Source organism: Dyadobacter ginsengisoli DSM 21015 (assembly GCF_059568735.1).
Window position 1 is genome coordinate 414,117 of record NZ_JCANTY010000008.1, and the last position, 22,938, is coordinate 437,054.

At 50.4% G+C, this 22,938-nt stretch carries 18 protein-coding genes; 8 read left to right on the plus strand and 10 right to left on the minus strand.

Annotated features, from left to right (window positions below):
- Positions 1-22 precede the first annotated feature (22 nt).
- The 6 genes from ppsA to BP71_RS29315 all read right to left on the minus strand — a co-directional run bounded on the left by ppsA (position 23) and on the right by BP71_RS29315 (position 7,575).
- A complete protein-coding gene (gene ppsA / locus BP71_RS29290; RefSeq protein ID WP_496385157.1) occupies positions 23-2,668 on the minus strand; it encodes a phosphoenolpyruvate synthase in 2,646 nt (881 codons plus the stop codon).
- 9 nt (positions 2,669-2,677) lie between these two features.
- A complete protein-coding gene (locus tag BP71_RS29295; RefSeq protein ID WP_496385158.1) occupies positions 2,678-3,136 on the minus strand; it encodes a MarR family winged helix-turn-helix transcriptional regulator in 459 nt (152 codons plus the stop codon).
- Between the two features lie 370 nt (positions 3,137-3,506).
- Complete coding sequence (locus tag BP71_RS29300; RefSeq protein WP_496385159.1) at positions 3,507-4,550, minus strand: ferritin-like domain-containing protein; 1,044 nt, start codon at positions 4,548-4,550, stop codon at positions 3,507-3,509.
- Positions 4,551-4,573: 23 nt separating this feature from the next.
- Positions 4,574-6,514 (minus strand): hypothetical protein, encoded by a 1,941-nt coding sequence (locus BP71_RS29305; RefSeq protein WP_496385160.1) that lies wholly within the window; start codon positions 6,512-6,514, stop codon positions 4,574-4,576.
- 33 nt (positions 6,515-6,547) lie between these two features.
- Positions 6,548-6,937, minus strand: coding sequence for a YybH family protein (locus BP71_RS29310; RefSeq protein WP_496385161.1), 390 nt, complete (start codon positions 6,935-6,937; stop codon positions 6,548-6,550).
- A 131-nt stretch (positions 6,938-7,068) separates the two neighbouring features.
- Complete coding sequence (locus tag BP71_RS29315; protein ID WP_496385162.1) at positions 7,069-7,575, minus strand: DUF1569 domain-containing protein; 507 nt, start codon at positions 7,573-7,575, stop codon at positions 7,069-7,071.
- Between the two features lie 135 nt (positions 7,576-7,710).
- Between BP71_RS29315 and BP71_RS29320 the strand changes: the two genes are divergently transcribed.
- Complete coding sequence (locus BP71_RS29320) at positions 7,711-8,700, plus strand: GlxA family transcriptional regulator (RefSeq protein WP_496385163.1); 990 nt, start codon at positions 7,711-7,713, stop codon at positions 8,698-8,700.
- On the opposite strand, the gene BP71_RS29325 is transcribed toward BP71_RS29320, so the two are convergent.
- Both BP71_RS29325 and BP71_RS29330 read right to left on the minus strand, forming a co-directional pair.
- Positions 8,689-9,594, minus strand: coding sequence for a response regulator (locus tag BP71_RS29325; RefSeq protein WP_496385164.1), 906 nt, complete (start codon positions 9,592-9,594; stop codon positions 8,689-8,691). The two genes, BP71_RS29320 and BP71_RS29325, sit on opposite strands and share 12 nt — an antisense overlap.
- 96 nt (positions 9,595-9,690) lie before the next feature.
- Positions 9,691-10,359 carry a DsbA family oxidoreductase gene (locus BP71_RS29330; protein WP_496385165.1) on the minus strand — a complete coding sequence of 223 codons (669 nt, stop codon included), beginning with the start codon at positions 10,357-10,359 and terminating at the stop codon, positions 9,691-9,693.
- Positions 10,360-10,391: 32 nt separating this feature from the next.
- Between BP71_RS29330 and BP71_RS29335 the strand changes: the two genes are divergently transcribed.
- Complete coding sequence (locus BP71_RS29335; RefSeq protein ID WP_496385166.1) at positions 10,392-10,592, plus strand: hypothetical protein; 201 nt, start codon at positions 10,392-10,394, stop codon at positions 10,590-10,592.
- Between the two features lie 5 nt (positions 10,593-10,597).
- Here BP71_RS29335 and BP71_RS29340 read toward each other — a convergent pair whose 3' ends face one another.
- On the minus strand, positions 10,598-11,038 hold the full coding sequence (locus tag BP71_RS29340) for a hypothetical protein (RefSeq protein WP_496385167.1): 441 nt from the start codon (positions 11,036-11,038) through the stop codon (positions 10,598-10,600).
- Between the two features lie 340 nt (positions 11,039-11,378).
- Between BP71_RS29340 and BP71_RS29345 the strand changes: the two genes are divergently transcribed.
- Positions 11,379-11,930: a YciE/YciF ferroxidase family protein gene (locus tag BP71_RS29345; RefSeq protein WP_496385169.1), complete on the plus strand. Its 552-nt coding sequence runs from the start codon at positions 11,379-11,381 to the stop codon at positions 11,928-11,930.
- Positions 11,931-11,949: 19 nt separating this feature from the next.
- Complete coding sequence (locus BP71_RS29350) at positions 11,950-14,142, plus strand: catalase (protein WP_496385170.1); 2,193 nt, start codon at positions 11,950-11,952, stop codon at positions 14,140-14,142.
- 101 nt (positions 14,143-14,243) lie between these two features.
- Here BP71_RS29350 and BP71_RS29355 read toward each other — a convergent pair whose 3' ends face one another.
- On the minus strand, positions 14,244-15,830 hold the full coding sequence (locus BP71_RS29355; RefSeq protein WP_496385171.1) for an FAD-dependent oxidoreductase: 1,587 nt from the start codon (positions 15,828-15,830) through the stop codon (positions 14,244-14,246).
- A gap of 366 nt (positions 15,831-16,196) precedes the next feature.
- Between BP71_RS29355 and BP71_RS29360 the strand changes: the two genes are divergently transcribed.
- The 4 genes from BP71_RS29360 to BP71_RS29375 all read left to right on the plus strand — a co-directional run.
- Positions 16,197-16,574 carry a hypothetical protein gene (locus BP71_RS29360; RefSeq protein ID WP_496385172.1) on the plus strand — a complete coding sequence of 126 codons (378 nt, stop codon included), beginning with the start codon at positions 16,197-16,199 and terminating at the stop codon, positions 16,572-16,574.
- Between the two features lie 164 nt (positions 16,575-16,738).
- On the plus strand, positions 16,739-20,821 hold the full coding sequence (locus BP71_RS29365; protein WP_496385173.1) for a hybrid sensor histidine kinase/response regulator transcription factor: 4,083 nt from the start codon (positions 16,739-16,741) through the stop codon (positions 20,819-20,821).
- A gap of 138 nt (positions 20,822-20,959) precedes the next feature.
- Positions 20,960-21,997: a methyltransferase gene (locus BP71_RS29370; protein ID WP_496385174.1), complete on the plus strand. Its 1,038-nt coding sequence runs from the start codon at positions 20,960-20,962 to the stop codon at positions 21,995-21,997.
- A gap of 83 nt (positions 21,998-22,080) precedes the next feature.
- The coding region (locus BP71_RS29375) for a DUF8693 domain-containing protein (RefSeq protein ID WP_496385175.1) at positions 22,081-22,938 on the plus strand (858 nt) is incomplete at its 3' end.

The window sequence follows — 22,938 nt, forward strand, 5'->3', positions numbered from 1 at the left end:
TGGCATACAAAAACATCTCAATTTATAGTATTTCCACGTATCCGTCGGTTCCATTCACCCGGATTCTCTGTCCGTCTCTGATGAGCCTGGTCGCATTCTCCACTCCGACGACTGCCGGCAAGCCATATTCACGTGCGATAACTGCCCCATGGGTCATAAGTCCGCCCACTTCGGTGATCAGGCCTTTTACAGATACAAACAAGGGTGTCCAGCTCGGGTCGGTAAAGGCGGTGACTAGTATATCGCCCTCTTCCAGATTAGTCGTATCCACGAAGGCATCTTCCATGTTTAAGATGACCCGAGCCCGTCCCTCTATCACGCCGGAAGAGACGGCCAGACCGACTATCGCTCCGGCTGGAAGATTTTCCCGGTTATACTTACCTGTGATGACTTCGCCATCCGAGGTAAATACACGGGGAGGAGTTAGTTTTTCATATGACCTGAACTCTTCTTTTCGTTTGCTGATGATCTGGTCATCCACTTTACTGGTGCCCACGACTTCGCGGAGCTCTTCAAACGTGAGATAGTAAATATCTTCCTTTTCACCAATAACACCCTTTTGTACCAATTGTGCAGCCTCTTTCAACAAAGCTTGCTTGTAGACGAAGTAGCGATTCACAATGCCGTATTTTGGATATTCACGATAACCGCTGAAATTCCGGACCAGATCGATCATTCGTTTTGTTTCTTTCGCTTTTTCTTCACCGTCCGGCAATTGCTTCAACCGATCTAATAACTCCCGTTCTTTTTTCAAAGCTTCCTGTCGTCCCCGCTCAAACCTCTGACTGGCAGCATTGGGTTCAAAGCCTTTGATGTTGTTAAGAATCATGGGGACCAGCGTAACCGGTTTTTCGCTCCACCGGGTTTTGGTGATATCGATTTCACCGCCACATCGCATTCCATATTTTTTTAGGTAAGCATGGATGGCGTCGCGGGTTTCCTTTCCACCGTTAAATTGAACCATTTCATCCAAAAAGTGATCATTTTTTGTCTGCGGAAGGCTGCTCCGTTGTAGATATTCAATTACTTCGGGATAAGGACGAATCACATCCGCCACATTCAATAACCCAAGGCCCATTTCCGAAGTAATATTGTTGGGCACGGATTGAGCGAGAATGTCTGCCGCATTTTTCTCACCCAGCCATTCGCTCATGTTTTCATTGATCCAGGAGGCAGCATTCATACCAGTCATGATCACTTCAAAACTTTGCGAATCAGCATTTTCCTTCTTCGATTGCTGAATATGGTCCAGGATAAAATCGAACAGATCCGTTCCCGATTTCGTCTGGATGTCTTGTTTTAACGCTTCCAGCGATTTTTGGCTGGTCCTGATCAAATGGGAGACGATCGCCGGATCGTAATCGTTCAGTGCCTGATAATTCGGGGGCGAGCCGGCTTTGTCATTTTTGCCGGGACCTGATCCTTTTTGACCTTCGGGTAACAACTTTACGAAATCTCCGCGTTCCAGAATGGTGGTAAGTGCGCCTTTTATGATCGGATCGGATTTTCCCAACACATTTACCAAAGTGTCCCTGCCGGCAGGTGAGGCCAGCATTGGCGTAACATCAACAAACAGCCTACCGCCGGCAGTTCGCATGAGCGCTGGTGTTGTTAACAGGAAAAAAGACAATCCCAACGGCTTCATGGCGTCGGTCATCATTTGTTGATGACCGACTGATATATACACGTGATTTTCCTGATCGTCTGTTGCAGGGACGGGGTATAAAGTAGTAATGGGCCGACTCTGGACAATGTAAAATGTGCCCTCAGACCAACACCACTCGATGTCCTGCGGAGTGCCGAAATGTGCTTCGATCTCCCGGCCCAGGCGTGCAAGCTGTAAAATCTGTTCGTCTGCCAGCGCCTGCCTGTTCTGCCGTTCCGGCTCGATCTGCTGTTCTTCCGTACCGCCGCCCTTTGCGGCATACACAGCAAGTTGCTTGGCAGAAACCTTTTTAGCGATCACCTTTTCATCACGCACTTGATAGTTATCCGCATTCACCAGGCCGGAAACCAAAGCCTCACCCAGTCCGAAGCTGGCGTCAATGGACAGTACCTTTCTGTTGGAGGTAACCGGGTCAGCTGTAAACATGATCCCGGCTACGTCCGGAAAGATCATTTTCTGAATCACGACAGACAAGCTGACCTTTTGATGGTCAAATCCGTTTTGCAACCGGTAGGTTACGGCCCTGTCTGTAAAGAGCGACGCCCAGCACCTGCTGATATGCCTGAGGATATCTTTTGTGCCGGTGATGTTCAGATAAGTGTCTTGCTGCCCTGCAAAAGAGGCTGTGGGCAAGTCCTCTGCCGTCGCGCTGGAGCGTACCGCATAAGCATTCCTTTCACCAAGTTGCTCCAGATGCCGCGAAACTTCGTCGCTGATGCTTTTTGGAATGGCTATTTCCTCGATCACTTTCCGGATTTTTGCACTGGTTTCGCTAATGCCTTTCCGGTTATCCGCTTTGAGCGTGGCCAACTGACCCAGTAATGCATGAAAAGCTTCGTTATTTCCGGTAATGTCCTGGTATGCGTCCGTAATAATGCAAAAGCCTTCGGGCACTTGTACACCGGCAATGCCGGATAGCTCCCCCAGGTTGGCGCCTTTGCCTCCGACGGTCGCAAGCTTTGTCCCGTCAATGTCCTGAAAATCCAGAATGTATTCGCTCATAGCTCCCTTTTACAATTTGTTGTTGATTTGATGCGTAGTCTCATTCATTATTTCAATCGCTTTTAGAAAATAGGTTTCGATGACTTTGCTTTCCGCGTCCGAAAATGAAGCGATCAGTTTTTCTGACTTACTTCGGAATTCTTCATAAAGCGGGACAAAAAGAGTCATTATGTTTTCGGTATTGGGTTCGATGATCACCTTCCTTCTGTCGTTCTCGGCGAATCGCCTCTTCACGAGGTTTTTCTTTTCGAATCTGTCAATTAAACCCGTAACCGCACCGGTCGTCAGGCCGGTCAGAGTTGATAGCTCTCCTGCCGTCATTTGCCCTTTTTCAATTAAAAATCCCAGGTACTTATGGTCGGTTCCTGACAGTCCCGCCTTTCTGGCAATGGTTTCGTGCATCTGAATGGAGGTGTATGCGTAGTGCTGGCTTAATTTCCGGATCCTTTTGAGTATGTCGTTGTCCATTGTTATATCTTAGTTGATAAATATCTTAGCAACAAAGATAATTTGGATTTACAATAGATCCAAATCATTGCCGCCGGTTTTGCAGCTAAGGCGCGACGACATTGAACCCGCGTATGCAACACAAGGGCACATGTGCGCCTCGCCTTGCGGAATGTGCGGCGACAGGAAACAAGAACAGGGATTTCGATTTTGAGAGTGGTTATCCGGGGCGAAGTTTAGTCTTCGAAACTGGCGTGTCGGGATGGGTAATGAGGATTAGTTCACATCAAAGTTGCCTGGTAAGGCAATGCCGGCATAGTCACCAGGCAGCGGGGACCCGGGCCTGGTAACTATGCCGGCAGATGAATGTTACCGGGAGGGCAATATATTTTTAACTTCCCGGTAGCTTAATGAATTCAAATGACGGTCCAATGGTGTAACCCGATTTTCCCGGGAATGGCGTTGCGCACAATTTCTCCGCGGTCAGTTTCAGGTCGTACATGACACCGATCGTGTTGTCGAGCAATCCCGGTTGTCCGTTAAATGTATTGTGCAGTCCCGTCAGCAGCGAATAGTAGCTGGTATTAAACTGGTTCATCCGGTTCAATTCCTCACTGCCTTTGGGAAGCATGCTGGTTTTGGTGTTGGGAAACAACGGGAACACATCTTCCGGACTGAAAGGAATCGCGGGTCCTGAAAACGAATAGCCGTTTGGCGCGGTGTCGTCCCGGATAAGTTTTTTCCCTTTGTATAGTTCCTCAAACCGATAGTAATGCGCCAGTTCGCCTTCCTGGTCCAATGGAGAAGTGGAAGTGCCCTCGCCTTGCTCGATAATGATATTGATTGCGTCGACGGCGTGCCGCTTGGTGTAGATCGGGAAAAGCTGGTCGGTCGGGAAAAAGGATGACGTGACCTGCTTACTTTTTTCTCCCGGCAGGTTGTCTGGTGCCAGCTCCTCTATTTTTTGTTGCACCGCGAGGTAAAACTGGCCGATCGTGCTGAATGTGGGCAGCGCTGCAAGGCTCATCGATTTGAAAACCAGCGGATTTTCGGGTTCCTCGATTTCCATAAATACTTTTTTTACCACCTCCTTCGAGTATTTTTCAAGCCCGACGATCAGCCCGTTACCAATGCCCATCGGCAGCGGACCGGGATATTCGGGTACAAAATCGCTGGTATTGATCTTTGGGTGCCCACCTAATGCATTCAGGATATTAGAGGCGATGGTCATATGCAGCATTTCCTCGATTACGATCGAATGAATGATCTGACGGTCCTCCTGGTTGGTGCCGGGTTTGATCGAAAACATAGCCGTCAGGTAGGGCGGGATCGTGGAATGTTCCAGTTCAATGGCTTTCTGAAGCAGCGGATAGAGCTCTTCGATGGCACTGGCTGTCAGCGCCTTTGCAATATATTTTGAATCTATTTTTAGCATTGCAGGGATATTTTAACCGTAAATCACAGATTGTCAAACAAATTGTCGGTCTTTGGAAAACCGGGGAATGATCCGTTTTTGGCCTTTACAGCCTCTCTGTACCTGATTTGCTTCTCGGAAAGCACTGTACCCGTGGCTACCGGATTGTCGGCTTTGGCTTGTTTGGCCTGCACTTTGACTACGCTTTTTTGACCGGTCTGAGGGTTATGGAGCCAGTTCAGAATGGTTTTACGCTTCGTATCGGACAAATCGCGCGTGACGGGCATGTGCATGGTGTCCTCCATGGGGCGCGAAAACGCGAAGATCAGGATGTTCTTTTTCAGGATCAGGTCGGCCGGGTCGGCGAGGTTAACCACATACTTGCTCATGATCGGATAGAGGTTGCTGTACTGGATCATCATCTGTGAAATATCTTCCCAGACGGGATGGGCGATTTCCTCGAAATAATCCCGCAGGTGAACCAGCACGGTTTCAGTTCCGAAGGCACCATCCACGGTGCTGAGCTGGTAGGTGAAGCTGTAAATCTGGCCGTCGATGTAAACCCTTGGACTGTAAATGGCATTGCCGGTCAGCGACATTTGTAATCTGCCCTGAGAATCCGTCGTCGCGGGACTTCCAAAAGCGATACCGTCGGCCGGATAGTTGTTTCCATAAACTTCGGAGATCGGGTTTCCGTTCGGTGGCGGGCCCTGGGGGGTGTCGGGGGTGGGAGGGTCCAGGGTAATGGAAATAGCGGTGTTGGCCAGTGGTTTACCCCATTGGAATGCATAGAGGTCTACATTGACCGATTGGCCGTAGTCCAGTCGCTGCACAAAATTATCCGCTCTCACGAACAGCCCATCGATAGACTCGCGCGCGATAATGGCATATTGCCCCGGTTTGCTGGCGGACGGCGTGATGAGGATTAACTGGTTGTTATCCAATGCCGATAATGTGGTGTCGGGTAACTCGTTGAAGGAGACGATCCCGCCAGTCTGGTTCAGCCAGCCCGGGTCAGACTGATAATGCAACGCACCGATCTCGATAAAATCGTCCGGCGTAATATAAGTAACGGGCGCAGTACTGCTCGCTACGCCGGTCTGCGGCACCTTGCTTACTGCCAGAAGCAATTCCTGTTTGTAGTTGATCGTGCCGATGGAGTCGGAAACCGGAAAACTGGAGCCCAAATCGACGCTCACCCGCTTTTTGTCCTGTTCCACCAGAAAATTGGAAACACTGAAATAGGTGGATTGGATGCTGGGTGTATAATTAATGCCGTATAACCGGCGGGCGCCCGCAAAAGTGGTAGGTTCCCCCTCAAAATAGGGGCCTATCGATCCCATAATCCTGCCCAGCGAAAACCTGCCGTCATGATGGGCATAATAGTAGCCGAACGGGTTCAGATTAAGGGCTAATGTATTGTTCTGTGTAGTTGCCCGCAGCAGTTTCAGGAAAGCCGATTGCTCCGCCAGTTTACCCCATACGACGTTTGTAATCACCGAGGTCCAGGTGGCGCCCAAAGGCTGGCCGTTGCTTTTTCCGCCGTCGAGCTGCCGGAACTGGATGTCGCGGAAGCAGGTCGTGGCGATATCGCCCTTGAAAAGCAGATCACCGTGGGCATTGCAGATCCGCAGCTGGACGCACCATAATGCAGAAACCATTTGGGCGTCGGGATCCAGGTCGACCATCTTGCCGGTGGGACGCCCCTCAGTACCTGAGATAGTCTGTCCGATGATGATGTCGTTCGCCGGATCGGTCTGCGTAGTACCGTCGGGAAGGAAAATCTGCCTGACCGAACAGTTTTGAAAGTCGAAAACTGCACCTCCTTCGGGGTTCCACCAGCCATTTGTGGCTCCTTTGCCAGGTTCCTGGAAGTTGGGTTTGAAAGTCGCATTGTTGTAATGGGCCGTGTCGTTGTTTACTGTGCTGACATCGGACAGGAAATCTCCGGTAAAAACGAGTCTGGGAGCATGTAGATAGGACATGATGCTTTTATTTGCTGTGAGGATAAGATTTTTTTAAGCCGCGGTATTCCAGATGATGAAATGTTGCAGCCAGTCTTCGTTGTATTTCTTATAAATCCACAATATCCTGCCCGTTTCCGCGGCTTTGTTACCTGTTTTTTTGTCGGTGGTAAGCTGATGATAAATGGCCCATTCGTAAGCTAGGTTTTCCCGGATCTCGATGTCCTGAGATTCATAGGAAATTTGAATGGTAAAGGCGTCAAACCAGGATCTCAGAAAATCCACACCGCCGGATTTGGAGGTGATTACCGGCGAGGCGGGAGCGATGACCGTGATGTCATCGGCGAGGATGGAGGCCATCATATCAAGATTCCCGGAGTTTTCCGCTTTCTGAACGATGAGCCGAAGTTTTTCTATTTTTTCTCTGTCGTTTGCTTTATTCATGGTGGCAAGGTTGTTTGAGGAGGAAGCAAACAAGCCTTTGCCTTTACCTGCTTAGATGGAGGAAATGTAGAAATAGTTATTAAGCGGTAGCGAAATTATTTCATTGTCAGAGCTTACCTCCACGGCGCTCATCACCGCGGGTAGGCCGTGGCAAGCATGTTCTGGTCGGGGTCATTGACGGGGGCGGGAACGCAAAATTGCCGTAAATGGTGGTCTGCGTGTTTGTAGGCAAGTATCCCGATTTCCTCTTTGGTCATTCTCCCGAAGAAATCGTGAATGAAATCATCGTTCGAGAAATGCGCGTAGGCCGCAACGCGCTCAATCCAGATCTTCTTTTGAGCTTCCAGATCGCCGTCGGGTTCGCTGACGATGAAAGCCCGGCCCGAAGGCACATTTTTCTTAAGTGGTCTCTCATCTTTTACGAAACTCCTTAAAGCCATTTTACCAAAAATCAACCCGAGGAATTCCTGCTTATACCTGGGCTTATGGGTACCCAACACCCAATCATCCCAGATGGTACAATGCTTTGCCATTTGGTAGACATTCATTTTGCCCCATTGCGCACGGTTACTTTTGCTCAGCGACCGGATTCTTCCGACCAGCTCGTTTCTTGTTGCTTCATCAAAAATCGTCTTCATAGTCAATTTGTTATTTAGTTCGTAGAGCAAAATTACAGGGCCACCTGAAGACGATCGGTGTGGTAAAATGACATTCAAAGGTGTATTTTGTGCCATCTTTATAGTAAGTTTGAATACGACGGTAAACAACTACCTATGAAACACATTTCGATAGTCGTGTATGAAGATGTGCTTTTGACCGCGTTGTCCAGCACGGTGGCATTGTTGGTCGGAGCAAACGAGGCAGTGACAAAAGGCGGCAAACCTGCTCCGTTTCAGATCGATCTCGTCGGCGTTCATCTGAACGATGTGCAGCTAAGTCTTCCGGTTCAATTTCATTGCAATAAAACCCTCTCGGATGTTTTTGATACGGACATTGTCGTCGTACCTCCCATGAACACGGAGGGGGAGAACATTGAAAAACTGCTGTCGAAAAACGAAACGCTGATCCATTGGCTGGCAGAGAAATACCATCGTAAGGCTCAGATTATCAGCCTTTGTACCGGGGCCTACTTTGTCGCCGAATGCGGCTTGTTAAATGGAATGCCTGCTACGTCGCATTGGGGAGTTATCGACGATATGCGAAAAAGATATCCGCTGGTCAATTTCAGGCCCGAACAGGTGGTGACCCAGGCAGAGGCGATCATTACGGGCGGTGGGGGCTTTTCGGCGTTAAATGCCCTGCTGTACTTCATCGAAAAAAACTGCGGGAAGGCGACAGCCATCATTCTGAGTAAATACTATGCCCTGGATTATGGGCGAACTTCTCAAAGCATTTTCACGATATTCTCCGGCCAGCGCCGTCACCATGATGACGAAATTCACCGGGCGCAATCCTATATCGAAAATGAGTTCAAGGCTGACATTTCGGTAGACCAGATCGCCGCAGAGGTGAATATGAGCAAACGGAATTTTATCCGCCGGTTCAAAAGCGCCACTTCGCTGAATCCGATAGAATATATTCAGCGAATCAAGGTCGAGGCTGCCAAAAAATCATTGGAAGCGGGTGAATCAAACATTGCCTCCGTAACCTATGATGTCGGCTATAATGACCTGAAGACTTTCAGAACGATTTTTAAACGGATTACCGGTCTGACACCGGTCGAGTACCGGAACCGGTACAACACGGAAACGTTACTGCATTAACAGCCCAAGAAAAGACAGTTGTGTTACAGCGCTGGTGTTCATGATCATTTTCGACCAGAATTCGAGCAGATTTTCAAAATAGAAACGCCATCCGGTCATATCCGGAGGTTTAACAAGGTGGGAGTTGGCCCGGTGCCTGTAGTATTCGTCGATGCCCTCGGTATTATCCGAATAGGTGAAAATCACAATGGGTATGTTTCTGAGATGCTGGGCATGCATCGAATTGCGCATACCTGAAAGCAGCTGTAATCCGTCATCCCGGTGCGGAAGGTACGGATCTATCAAAATCATATCGACGGCCGGATGAAATCCTGCCAGCTCATTATCAGCAAAAGCCAGGGCTCTTTCCTTGTTATTTATCCTGACCACATTGTATTTCATCGAGCTGTTTCTAAGCGCTGTCTTTAAAAGATACCAATGGCCATCGTCGTTTTCCACAATGATGATCGTTTTGCTCGTGGACATCTCCGATACCGGCCTGGTGGGTGCATATCGATAGTTATTCAAAAAACACAATCCTATTCCATGGGAGACCTGCTCATACTCTTCGAGCGAAACCGGTTTGACAATGAAGGCATTCGCACCCAGGTCGTAGGCCTGGGTGATCAGCGCCTGGGTTGTCGTCGTCGAGATCATGACGACCGGTATATGCTTGTACCGCATGTCGTCTTTAAGCCTGGCAAGCATTTCCAATCCATTGATCCGCGGCATATTCATGTCCATCAGGACCAGTTTCGGCCCCTCGGGCGTGTGATCTAAAACAGGCAATAGTTCATCCCCGCGCGCCACATCAACAACCTTGATCGGGCTGATCCCTTTGATAAGTGCATGCCGCATGAGCATACGGTCGTCCTCGTCATCATCCACAAGAAAAATAGTTTTAGACGCATTCATTATTGATTGTGAGGTTAGTAAGAAGAAAGTCCGACAATATCCATGCCGATTGACTTGCAGCGATCGCGAGCCCGGCAGAAGGTCAGCGCAGGACGTTCATTGATTGGCCGCACCGTCGAGCTCCATACCGTTCTTCAAGTCGGCATGAAAAGAAACGCCCGGGAGCCTGAAGTGATGGAATGCATCGGGTGAAAGTCTTTCCAGGACGCCTGTCAGCCGTTCGTAGCTGCTAATGCCCGTCACTTTGATGCCTTTGCCGTCGAGCGTGAATGTCAGCGTTGGAATTACACGGATTCCATTCAACCGAATCTTCTGCTGGTCTTCACTGAGTGCATGGCGACTTGCCCGCGAATCGAAATCTTTTCCAAACTGATGTAAATTGAATATACTCCTATGGTGTTTGCTGACTTCACGGGCAACCGCCACCAGAACATCCATTTCTGAAATGTCCCGATGATCGGCCATGGCTGCTTTTCGGAGCGCTGCCAGGTAGAGGTCCGCGGCCCGTTGCGACTGCAGCGATGCCGCCTTCACTGCCAGGGTGGCGATATCACGCGTGCCCTTAGCGGCGAATGTATCCGGCGTAGCCGCCATGTCCTTTTCAGCGGTGGGTGCGGCAGCCATGCACAGGTGGAAACTTAGTAACTGGCCAAAATTTTGGATTAACTGAGCCCAACAGGGCTGCATAGCCCAGCTGTCAGCACACAATGGATGGGTATAGTAGACAACTTTGATGTTGGGCGCATCGTTTTTATAGTGACTCATACCTGATTTTTTTGTTCCAAAAAGATCAATGAATGCTGTCAGATCGTGGCCTGACCAATCCGGACGCCCACACGGAAGTCCTGGATTTTTCGGCGCCTTCGTACATCAAAAACCGGGCCAGCGGTACGGACCGCAGATTAAATATTAAGACACGAAGAAATGGCCGTGTGTGTGAATGGCGACTGTACGGTATTCAGGCGATCCGCAATGCAGTACCGGTTAGCAGCGCGTAAATGGGTCATAATCTTGGCTTGTTTTTAAAAGCGGACAATGTCAGTCCGAATATCAGATGCGCTATGATCAGCTGGGCGTAAAATCCCTTCCGGTGGGTTTTGGGAGGATTAGGATGATTTTCAAATAGCACTTTCCACCAGGCAAGCCCCGTAGCTCCTGCCAATGCGCCATATAAAATACCGTTTTTCGATGATGGCCGCGTGCCCGCAAGCCTGAGAAGCAGCGTGTAGCCCGTCGCAAAGCCGGTCCCGATAAGATAATGCGTGGCCCAACCCAGGGGCGGGGAGATTTCTTTACCCGTATCAAAGGATTTTTTAAGAAAAGCAGCGAGCAAATCCGGTTCCCGGAAGTTCTCGTCCTGGCGGTCGGAAACGATGTAGCTGAACAGGGTCATGGCAGATGTAGCTGCGAGGCCAGAGATAATAATGTTGCTGACTGGTTTCATGAAATCCAATTTGGTGATGAAGATATACTGGTCAATCGGACCCGTCTCCGAAAAAATATGTGCCAGGTACTATTCACGAGGGGAATGCGCCCCGGTTACAGTAACTGGCAAAACAGAACATGCCGGATACCAGGTAACGCGGGCGATCCTGGTCTTCCGGTATCATTTTTGCTGCGTGTCCGGCCTGATCAACATTTTGACATCATGAAGCCATTAAAAGGAAGTTTGGCAATGAATTTCTACACATCAACATTTCGTGCGGGTTCCTACCCGGCAGAATCCGTTTTGTCCTGCTGGAACGGGAATTGCTTTCCGCCCACATATTTTGAACTATCATTCTATGAAAGCAGAAACAAACTCAGAACCAAAATTTAAGACGGGCAAGGTGGTTGGAACCGGGCCCGCATTGCAAGAGCTATTCCTGGATTGTGTGCGGGATATCTATTGGGCTGAAAATCATCTGGTAAAGGCACTGCCCAAAATGATTCAGGCCGCCGGTTCCAAAAAACTTGCCGAGGCGATTGAAAAGCATCTCGTACAGACGAAGGAGCACGTAAACCGCCTCGACCAGGTTTTCGAACTGTTGGGAGAAAAGGCGATCGCCAAAAAATGTGACGCCATGGAAGGCCTGACGAAAGAAGGAGAGGGCGTCATTGAAAGTACGAATGCAGGCACCGCCACCCGTGATGTGGGAATTGTGCTTTCCTCGCAGAAGGTCGAACACTATGAGATTGCCTCTTACACCGGTCTCATTTTACTCGCAGAGGCACTGGGACAGACAGAAGCCGGAACGATTTTCCGGCAAACGCTCGAGGAAGAGCAGCAAAGCGACCAGCTTCTGGCTGAAATCGCCTCTAATGAGCTTATTACCCAGGCTTCCCGGGAAGCATAACAATTAAACCATCATCACTATGGCGAAAAGGAAAGCACAACAAAATCCGGCGGCCGATCAGCCGGAAAACGATAAGATAAAAAGCCTGGAACCATTCATGGAAGATGCTTCGGGCAAGCTGATGAACACCAACACGGGTGTCAGAATCAATGATGACCAGAATTCGCTGAAAGCGGGCGACCGGGGGGCTTCGTTACTGGAAGACTTTATCCTTCGCGAGAAGATCACGCATTTTGACCATGAACGAATTCCCGAGCGCGTCGTACACGCCCGGGGTTCGGGTGCCCATGGCGTATTCAAACTCTACGAACCGCTAGCAGCATACACGAAGGCCCAGTTTCTCAATGATACAGCGATCGAAACACCGGTTTTCGTTCGTTTTTCTACGGTAGCAGGCTCACGAGGCTCCACCGATCTGGCACGCGATGTCCGGGGATTTGCCGTGAAGTTTTATACACAGGAGGGGAATTTCGACCTGGTAGGGAACAACATGCCGGTGTTCTTTATTCAGGACGCGATGAAATTTCCCGACCTCGTCCATGCCGTCAAGCCGGAACCGGATAACGAAATCCCGCAGGCGGCCTCGGCTCATGACACCTTCTGGGACTTTATCTCGGTGATGCCGGAATCGACACATATGATCATGTGGTTGATGAGTGACCGCGCTATTCCGCGCAGCTATCGGATGATGGAAGGCTTCGGCGTCCATACCTTCCGCCTGGTGAATGCCGAGGGCGTCAGCTCTTTTGTGAAGTTCCACTGGAAACCGTTGCTGGGAGTGCACTCGGTGGCTTGGGATGAAGCCCAAAATATTTCGGGAAAAGACCCCGATTTTCACCGTCGCGACCTTTGGGATGCGATTGAAAGCGGACATTTCCCGGAATGGGAACTCGGTTTGCAGATCGTGCCGGAGGAAGACGAATTCAAGTTTGATTTCGATCTCCTGGATCCGACCAAGATTATCCCCGAAGAGCTGGTACCGGTGCGCCGGGTGGGTAAGCTCACGCTGAACCGCAACCCTGAAAACTTTTTTGCTGAAACCGAGCAGTCGGCATTTCATATAGGGCATGTAGTTCCGGGGATCGATTTTACCAATGATCCTCTGTTGCAGGGACGCCTGTTTTCTTACACCGATACCCAGTTGATTCGCCTGGGCGGTCCCAATTTTCAGGAGATTCCGATCAACCGTCCCATCGTGCCGGTCCATAACAACCAGCGTGATGGTCATATGCGGCAGACCATCAACCGGGGTAAGGTCAGTTATGGTCCCAACAGCATTGGAGATAACTTTCCGCTTCAGGCAAAAACTTCGGAAGGGGGATTCGCGTCCCATCCTGAACGGATCGATGCACGCAAGGTGCGGGCCCGCAGCAAGAGTTTCCTGGATCATTTCAGTCAGGCGAAACTCTTTCTTAACAGTCAGTCGGATCCCGAGAAAAACCACATGATCGACGCATTCAGTTTTGAGCTGGGCAAAGTGCAATCCAATGCCGTACGGCAACGTATGTTGGGCGTGTTGTCGATGGTCGACAAGGGGCTTGCGGGTGAGGTAGCTTTTGCGCTGCGGCTCTCTGTTCCGGAGGATCCCGAATTGCCGATGAACAGGAGCGTGCCCGCCGATGCCGACCCGGCCGATTACGATCCTGTGGTAAAGGAGCCGGTTGTGGCAATATCGCCCGCTTTAAGTATGACTTCCAGTCCGAAGGACAGCATTAAAACGCGTAAGATCGCATTTCTGGCGGCAGACGGAGTCGATGGTAAATCTTTGAACGCTGTAAAGACTGCGCTGGAAAAAGCTGGTGCCATAGTGGAAGTGATCGCGCCGCGGCAAAATTTCATTCTTTCGGAATCGGACGAGCAGATAGCGGTAAATCACAGCCTGCTCACCGCCGCATCGGTATTGTATGACGGCGTCTATGTTCCGGGGGGTACGAATAGTGTCGCTACCATCGAAGCAGATGCCGACGCGATTCATTTTCTGAACGAGGCTTTCAAACATTGCAAGGCTATTGCGGCAGATACGGCTGCATTGCAGGTGTTCGAATCCACCTATTTTGCCAGAAAGGTTCCTGCCGAATGTACCGACGAGTCGGTGCTGCTGGACGGTATCATCATTGGCGATAAGGCTTCACAACTGGCCGACCGGTTCATTGTGGCCCTTGCACAGCATCGTTTTTGGGAGCGGGAAAAGCCAAGGAAAATTCCTGCATGATAATGGGTTGATAGAGTTGAAAACCGGCTGCGGATTCCGCAGCCGGTTTTTTTTTGGTCCCGGTGATCAATAGTGAATGTCCGGCTTCACGCTTGCAAGTTCTATTCCTCTTCTGAAACCGCTACGTCGATTTTGTCCAGATCGGCCCTTGCCGGGCCGGTGAGTACATGCCCCTGGGAATCGAAGCGTGCGCCGTGGCATGGGCAATCCCAGCTCTTTTCCGCATGGTTCCATTGAACGATGCATTTGGCATGGGTGCACACCGGATCCAGCGCATGGATCACGCCTTCCATATCGCGGTATACTGCCAGTTTTTGGCCATTATGCTCTACAACGGCGCCGGTATCCGAAGTGATTTCGGAAAAAGTCCCGATCTCATCGATTCCGAAACGGTCGCCGATAAACTTTTTGACCACATCCGCATTTTCCTTCACTACTTCGGTGAATCCGGCGATAGGTTTGATCCTTGCCGGATCAAAGAGGTCTTTATACGCACTTTCACCATGCAGGATCAGGTCGCTCAGTAAGAGCGCGGAGACAGTCCCTAATATCATCCCGTTGCCATTGAAACCGGTAGCCGCGTAAATGCCTTTTGATGCCCCGGGCAGGTGCCCAATGTAAGGCAGGCCGTCCACGGGAACATAGTATTGTGCCGACCAGTGCGTGGCAACGGTATCGATGTTATAGAGCTTCCCGGTGTAAGCGATCAGGTCTGCAAACGACTGTTCCGGATCTCCATGGCCGGTTTTGTGATCGTGACCGCCTGCGACAAGGTATTGCTGTCCGTCGATGGTGTGGGTCCTGAAATAATGGTACGGGTCCTGCATATCGTACAGCAAATCCCTCGGATACGCCCCGTCTTTCAAAGTGGCGGCGATGACGTAGCTGCGGTAGGGCGCATTGCGGAAATGCAGTACATTAATCCCGCCCGGGGGAATGTGCGTAGCATAAATAACCGTTTGTGCCTTAATTTCGACGTTATCCGCGATCGCGACGTGATAAGTGTCTGTGGAATCGACTTCCCGGATTTGTGTATTTTCCAGGACAATTCCGCCAGCTGCCACAAACTCCTTCTGAAGCGCGCCGATGTATTTGAGCGGATGAAATTGGGCTTGTTTTTCGAACACAACGGCCTTGCGATAAGTTGCGTTGGTGGGGACAGCTTTCGCCGGGGAAACCGCGACTCCGGCCCTTAGCGCGCTCTCATACAAATCGTCGAGCTCCTGTACTTCCTGGTCGGTTTCGGCATACACGAAGCCGCGACGCCATTCAAAATCGCAATCGATGTTGTAAGTATGTACAAACTGATCGATAGTTTCCACCGATTGCGCGATCGCCCGGGCAAATAGGGTTGCCGTTTCTTCGCTGAAAGCTTTTTCAACTTCGGCAAAGGTGGTATCGGCAAAGGTGTTGATGTGGGCCGTCGTGCCGCCGGTTGAGCCGAAACCGGCGTGATGCGCATCGGCGACGATGCATTTTCTTCCTGCTTTTTGAAGGATGAGTGCGGTAGTAAGTCCTGTGATGCCCGCACCGACGATGAGTGTATCGTAAATTTCCCCGGAGGGAAGTGTGCCGCCTGGTTTGACCATATGGGTATTGAGGTTCCATAAACTGGCATTCCTGCCGTCACGTTCCCACTTGCCGCTGTCTGTGGCGTTGTTGCTTTTAAAGTCATTTGTGGTTTCCATAGCTCTTTTTTTGAGCGTGCTATCATTTTAAAATCGTACCAGACTATAATACCGAGTCCCTTTCACGGAGGGGCAGACCATCCGCGGAGTGGTCGCAGCACAGATGGCCTCAAGCCTGTTTGGTAATTGGCCTAGGATCCGTGTCAGAGAAACTTTAAGAAGCTTTTGGTTTACGATTTGACTAAATTGATACTTATTGAACGACAGTACGTCATGTAGGAAAAATACGATAGGAAAAGCAAGTTGAGAAGTTGTAATACTACAATAACCAGGACGGTGCTTCGGAAGCTTTTATCGGAAAATTTTAAATTAGAATCAATTAAGTAGCGTGAAACTGTTAGATTAGCTGAATATGAGCCCAATCGTGTGAAAAAACCGGTGATTCTGTTGTTCTTGCTGGTCATAGGTTGCAAAAAAGATCAGATCGATCCCCAGGAGAAAATTCTTGGGAAATGGGAAGAGTTCTATGTAGGAAACGGTGAGCATCGGCGACCTATCGATCCGCCTATGGCTTACAGAGAATTTTTGCCGGATTCCGTCGTGATCGATCACAACTACGTGGATAACACCACATTGAAAAGAAAGTACTGGATAGACTCGCAGCTGCATATAGGCATCCGGCGCTCCGACGGTTATGTGTTTAGTTTAGACTATGAATACCGGTTTGACGGTGACACGCTCAGGCTCGATTGGGTTAATGTAAGCCCGATTTTTAGTGTAGTCAAATTCAGGCGAGTTAAATAGCCGGAATACGGGATAAAGCACTTGCTCTCAAGTTTTTCAACCGGCAGGAGAAGTAGGTCCGGGTTGTTTGTTCTTTTTTAGGTTTTGCTGATCATGTGAAAACGAGTAGTCTTATAGCAAGCGTCCTCATTGTGTTATGCACGTCAGTGAATGGCCAATCACGTTTGGTCCGACCGGGTGCGGCCCAACCCTATGTGGCGTGGGTAAAACACTACGGTCCGGAGACTGGGCTGGCCCATCGGGAGGTAAATGCTATTTTTCAGGACCGGCAGGGATTTATGTGGTTCGGTACCAAGTTTGGACTCAGCCGCTTTGACGGGAAAAGTTTTACCAATTTTACCAAAGACCGCAACGGACTTGCGTTTGACGACATACAATCCATCGCTCAGGATGCCGATGGATTGCTCTGGCTCATGGGCCCTTTTGGCGAATCGCGGATTTCCCTGTTCAATCCGCTGACGGGAGTGACAATTCCGTTTGAAAAAAAAATTGGCGAAAAGCATATCGGAACCTACCTGAATATGCCGCAGTGGCTGCTGGGTAGCCCGAATGGCACTATATTTTTTGCGAACTATCGGCCGGCCATACTCTCGTCTTATCATCCCAAAACGGGTCTGAAGCATGTCCGTCTCACCCGGTTCAAACAGCTGACAATTCGCCATGTAACCATCCGGAATACTGTTTGGGCTATTGCTGATGGACAAATTCTGATTGAACTTACAGCCGAAGGGCGTATTCTCCGGCAGTTTAGCCATTCAGAAAGCCTGTTTACCAGTTGCTTAGGACAACGCAACGCTGGTACTGAATTTTTCTACCTCACCACAGAGCCGGCCACCGGCGCTGTTAAGGCCTACAGAGTTGACGAATCGGGGAATCGGTACGAGCTTCCAAGGGCGCAACAACCTGGTTTGTCACATTCGCTTTTTCCGGTTTGTTACACCTTTGATAAAGCCGGTGCAGTGTGGGACGGGGTAAGTCTTCGGGACTCCACAGGCACAGTACTGCTGAATATTAATGATCAGCTGTCAGGAGAAGCGCTCGTCAACCGGAGTTTTTTTGTCGACCAAAACGGCTCGATGTGGTTGGGGACCAGTTTTGGTGTGTATCAGGTTAAGGTGGTACCCAACTACTTTCGCCGGTTATTTTACAATGCGACGTACACGGGCGAAAAAACAGCCGCAATCCGCGGGATCACGGTTATCGGGGATACTGTTTATGCCAGCCTGGAAAAGTTCGGACTCTACACTTGCAATGCAGCAGGTGGATGGATTAAAAAACTATTGAGTGATCCCCGCCATGGACCAACGGTGGCCCTCAGGGAGCATCCGCCCGGGCGACTAATGCTGGGGTTGGCAAACCAATTGATTGATTATGATCGAAAAAGAGGCGTGCAGGCGGCATTTCCGTTACTCGACAACACCACCATTTGGGGGATGCATCCGTTTGACGCCGATCGCTGGATAGTTGGTGGCCGGCTGGGCTTATGGCTGATTGATCTGAAAACAGGTCAGGCACACTCATTTACCAGGTATAATCAGTTTCCGGAGCTTGCGCAGTCGCATGTGCTGTATATTGCCCCCGACCGGAAAGGTACATTCTGGATTTGTTCCGGAACAGGTTTATATACGATTGATCCGGTCAAAGGAATCACTTCCCGCTACTGGAGTGGTGGGAAAGGCCGTTTTTATTTGCCCGCTGATGTTTATGAGCACTTTTATCACGATCAAAATGGTGTCTACTGGTTGGGAACGGCCAATTCAGGGCTGATACAATGGGACAGGGCAGGGAATAAGTACCGACAGTTCCGGCGCTCGGAAGGCCTGAGCAACGACAATATCCATGCAATTTATCCCGACAGAAGGGGGCGTCTTTGGTTAAGCAGCGATCACGGTATCATGCAGTTCGACCCGACCCGTCTGACCGCGCGAGCGTATTTTACGCAGGATGGCATCACCCATAATGAGTCTAATCGTATCGCACATTTTCAGGACAAGACCGGAAAGCTATATTTTGGGGGATTAAATGGAATCACTTCGTTTGACCCGCGGGATTTCGAAAATGAAAAGCCACCGGCTCCGCTGCACATGCGGTTGGTCTCGTTTCGTCAGTTTGACAATGAACGGAGGCAGCTCAGAGACAAAACGGAGGAACTCGCTAAAACGCAGGAGATCATCGTCCGGCCGGGCGAACACACCGCGGTGCTGGATTTCGCGATGCTGAATTTCACAGACGCCGAAAAGAACGTTTATGCGTATCAGTTAAAGGGTTTGGACAATGCCTGGACCCAACAGACTGAATCGTCGTTGCGGCTGGGTAACCTGCCTTATGGAAAATACCAGCTGCTGGTCAGGGGACAATCGGCCAACGGGCAATGGTCGGCGAATACGCTGGCCATCGGCGTGGATGTGCGGCGACCCTTTTATCTGCAGGCGTGGTTTCTGGGATTAGCCGCACTGCTGTTGATCGCCGGTACCTGGGGTTGGCTGAAATGGCGGACCTGGAACCATCGGCAGGAACAATCGCGGCTCGAAGCGGAAATCAGGCACGCCACTGCCCGTATCGAGCAGGACAAAGAAGTCATTGAACGCCAGGCCCGGTCGCTTCACCAGCTGAATGAAACCAAGTCCCGCTTTTTTACCAATATCTCTCATGAGTTCAGGACGCCGTTAACCGTTATTCTGGGCATGACCTCCGAGCTGAAACGTTATAAGCCGGATGAGGTAGTGGAGCGGGGCCGTCGGGCGGCCGACCTCATTGAACGGAACGGGAGCAGCCTGCTGCGGCTGATTAATCAGATTCTGGACCTTTCCAAACTTGAATCCGGCGCGATGTCCTGGCAGCCGATCCGGGCCGATCTTGTGAAATTCACACGTTATGTGGCTGAGTCTTTCGATACAATGGCCGCCGGCAAAGATATCCAAATGCACTTCTATTCACATGAAGAGACACTGGAAGCCGATTTCGACAAAGATAAAATGCAGGATATTCTGTCGAATCTCCTGACCAACGCCATTAAATTTACACCAGCCGGCGGTCAGGTTTACCTTCGGCTGGCTACGGTTTCCGCAACCAGCAACAACAACGCCGGACCATCCGGAAGTCTGGGGTATTATGAGGCGGTTTCGCCGGTGCTGCTTCCGGACGGCGAGTGGATTACGATACGTATACGCAATACCGGCCCGGGCATCGAATCGGATAAGTTACCGCTGATCTTTGACCGTTTTTTTCAGGTTTCCGGTCAGCGAGCCTCCGAAACAGGGGGGAGCGGCATTGGCCTGGCGCTGGTACGCGAACTGGTTTCGCTGATGCAGGGCGGGTTGACCGTTCGGAGCATTCCCGGTGAGGGAGCTGAGTTTGTCGTTCGCTTCCGGCGGACCCGCCAGGCGCCGTTCGGGTCACTGTTACAGGCTGTGTTGGTTCCGGGTAGTGCCGACCTGCCGGACGTGATGGGCATAACCGATGAGGTAGCCGAAGAAAAACCGGTTCTCCTGCTGGTGGAAGACAACGACGACGTGGCGATTTACATCGTATCGGCCATCGGCACCGACTACCACATTATTCGTGCAGACAACGGACAGGAAGGTATAGATCTGGCTTTGGAAAATATTCCGGATCTGATCCTGACGGATGTCATGATGCCCCTGAAAGATGGCTACGAGTTGTGCGATACGCTAAAAAACGATCCTGCGACGAGTCACATCCCGATCGTCATGCTCACGGCCAGGGCGGGTGTCAACGACAGGATCAGCGGACTCCGGCGCGGTGCAGACGCGTATCTGACCAAACCGTTTCAACGGGAAGAGTTAGAAGTTGTGCTGAACAATCTGCTCCAATCCCGTCGCCGGTTACAGTCGTATTACAGCCAGCAATTAACGAAGTTTCCGGAGTCCGGTCCGCACCCGGCGGAAGAAAGTGAATCGCTGGAAAGCTTGTTTTTGCAAAGACTCCGGTCAGCGCTGGAAGCACAGTGGGGGAATAATCCGTTATCGCTGGAAACGATTTACCAAGAGATCGGTATGAGCCGCTCTTCGCTCCACCGTAAGATGATTGCACTGACGGGAATGTCTGTCACCCGCTATGATCGCTTCCTTCGTCTTGCTCAGGCGAAACACTTGCTGGCTACCACCCCAATGACCATTTCCGAAGTAGCTTATACAGTGGGATTCGAAGACCCGAAGTACTTCAGTCGGTTGTTTTCCGAGGAGTTTGACCATTCTCCAACCGAATTCCGGCGACTGGGACAGTAGTCCACCTTTTTGAGCGCATAGTCCACCTGTATCTCCGTGTCTTTCAATATGTTTGTTGCGTGGTTTTTAAGCCGTATGCCCCCTCTTTCACACTGGCACATTTGCACCCTGAACTATTCACTCAAAAAAGCAACGACAATGAATGACTCTACGCAACCTTCCCCCGAAAGTATCCTTCAAATGGGTACCGGCTTTTGGGCATCCAAAGTACTATTGGCCGCTGTCGATTTCGACCTGTTTACCCTTCTGACAGAAAACAGCCCGCTGACCGCCGCCGAGTTGAAGCAAAAGCTGAACCTGCACTGCAGCGACCGGAACGTGTACGATTTTTTAGATACACTTACCGGCTTTGGCTTTTTAAACCGGGAAGGTATCCTGGAAACCGCCACCTATTCCAACACACCCGACACCGACCTGTTTCTGGACGTGAAAAAGCCAACCTATGTCGGGGGAATGCTCAAAATGCTTAACGATCGCCTTTACGGCTTCTGGGGAACGCTGGAAGAAGGGCTGAGAACCGGGAAGCCACAAAATGAAGCCAAGCATGGGGGGAATTTGTTTGATAATATATATCAATCACCCGAACAGCTGGAAAGCTTTGTGAATGCAATGAGCAGCATTCAGGCAGGGGCATTTATGGCTTTTGCCCAAAAGTTCGATTTTTCAAAATACAAAACATTGACCGATGCAGGTGGTTGCAGCGGCTTGCTCTCAATCCTGGTTGCCAAGCACCAGCCACACATGTCCTGCGTGAACATGGACCTCCCGGGCGTGACCGCTATCGCGGAGAAAACAATCGCGAAAGCGGGCTTAAATGGCCGGGTTAAGGCAGTATCGGGCGACTTTTTCAACGACGCATTTCCGAAAGCCGATATGGTGGTCATGGGCAACATTCTTCATGACTGGGATGAGGAACAAAAACTCAGCCTGATGAAGAGTGCATATGCCGCGCTGCCCAAGGGAGGTGCTTTTATAGCCATTGAAAATGTCATCGACGACAACAGAAAGGCCAATGTATTTGGCCTGCTGATGAGTTTAAACATGCTCATTGAAACAGGCACCGGCTTCGACTATACCTTGGCTGACTTCAACCAGTGGGCCGGGCAAGTGGGATTCATTTCGACCTCGCTGTTACCGCTCGTGGGGCCGACCAGCGCGGCCATTGCCATTAAATAATATAGCTCCTTTCATGAAAAAGCGTCTGGTGTTCAGCCGGACGCTTGAAAGACTATGTCAAACCACCAATCGAAAAAATACAAATGGAAAAGACAGCACTCGCTTCGTTGAGAAGCCGGTTATTGTCCGCATTGCTTATTTTAGTTTTGTCTGCGGGCAACGTTTTTGCACAAACTACCTGGACTGGCAGCGTTGACACTGATTGGAACACCGCCGGTAACTGGTCGTCGGGCGTCCCCGACGGCTCGTCGGACGTAACCATCCCCGATGTTACAAACGACCCCGTGATCGCCACTGCCGGGGCGGCAGCGAAGTCGGTCACCATTGCGAGTGGCGGCTTGCTGACGGTGCATGCTTCCGGCAGTCTGGCCATCGATGGTTCGGGTACAAATGGTATCTTTAACGAAGGTAGTGTTCAAAACAGCGGAACAATCAATATCGGGAATGTCGCCGGGAAATATGGCATCGACAACCGGGGCACTTTCAAAAACAAGGCAGGCGGGTTGATCACCATTGACGACGTGGGTGATACGGGTATATTTCATTTTAGCGGTGAGTTTACCAATGAAGCTTCCATAAAAATCGGCAGCACGGGAAAAGTAGGCAGCACAGGCTTGACTAGCGCATCTGTCTTCAACAACACCGCCAGCGGGCAGATCACGATTGACCGTGCCTGGATTTGGGGTCTTAGCCATTACAGCGGTGATTTCAATAATCAGGGAAATATCAGCATTGGCGGTTCAGCGGCGACAAATATTATGTTTGGAATCGATCTGTACATAGGAACTTTCACAAACAATGGAGGCCAGATTACGATCGACCGTTGTAATATCGGTATTTCAGGCTTCAAGGTGGAAGGGAGTTTTTTAAATACCGGTACAGTCAAAATCGGCGCATTGCAGAGTCTCCCGAAAATGCTATCGGACGACGATGGAACAAAT

Bases quoted from the DNA above. Each gene is read 5' to 3' on its own strand.
- BP71_RS29350 (WP_496385170.1), top strand. From the start codon at position 11,950: ATGGCGAAAAGGAAAGCACAACAAAATCCGGCGGCCGATCAGCCGGAA.
- BP71_RS29320 (WP_496385163.1), top strand. From the start codon at position 7,711: ATGAAACACATTTCGATAGTCGTGTATGAAGATGTGCTTTTGACCGCG.
- BP71_RS29310 (WP_496385161.1), bottom strand. From the start codon at position 6,937: ATGAATAAAGCAAACGACAGAGAAAAAATAGAAAAACTTCGGCTCATC.
- BP71_RS29345 (WP_496385169.1), top strand. From the start codon at position 11,379: ATGAAAGCAGAAACAAACTCAGAACCAAAATTTAAGACGGGCAAGGTG.
- BP71_RS29295 (WP_496385158.1), bottom strand. From the start codon at position 3,136: ATGGACAACGACATACTCAAAAGGATCCGGAAATTAAGCCAGCACTAC.
- BP71_RS29370 (WP_496385174.1), top strand. From the start codon at position 20,960: ATGAATGACTCTACGCAACCTTCCCCCGAAAGTATCCTTCAAATGGGT.
- BP71_RS29330 (WP_496385165.1), bottom strand. From the start codon at position 10,359: ATGAGTCACTATAAAAACGATGCGCCCAACATCAAAGTTGTCTACTAT.
- BP71_RS29325 (WP_496385164.1), bottom strand. From the start codon at position 9,594: ATGAATGCGTCTAAAACTATTTTTCTTGTGGATGATGACGAGGACGAC.
- BP71_RS29355 (WP_496385171.1), bottom strand. From the start codon at position 15,830: ATGGAAACCACAAATGACTTTAAAAGCAACAACGCCACAGACAGCGGC.
- ppsA (WP_496385157.1), bottom strand. From the start codon at position 2,668: ATGAGCGAATACATTCTGGATTTTCAGGACATTGACGGGACAAAGCTT.
- BP71_RS29340 (WP_496385167.1), bottom strand. From the start codon at position 11,038: ATGAAACCAGTCAGCAACATTATTATCTCTGGCCTCGCAGCTACATCT.
- BP71_RS29315 (WP_496385162.1), bottom strand. From the start codon at position 7,575: ATGAAGACGATTTTTGATGAAGCAACAAGAAACGAGCTGGTCGGAAGA.
- BP71_RS29300 (WP_496385159.1), bottom strand. From the start codon at position 4,550: ATGCTAAAAATAGATTCAAAATATATTGCAAAGGCGCTGACAGCCAGT.
- BP71_RS29335 (WP_496385166.1), top strand. From the start codon at position 10,392: ATGCTGTCAGATCGTGGCCTGACCAATCCGGACGCCCACACGGAAGTC.
- BP71_RS29305 (WP_496385160.1), bottom strand. From the start codon at position 6,514: ATGTCCTATCTACATGCTCCCAGACTCGTTTTTACCGGAGATTTCCTG.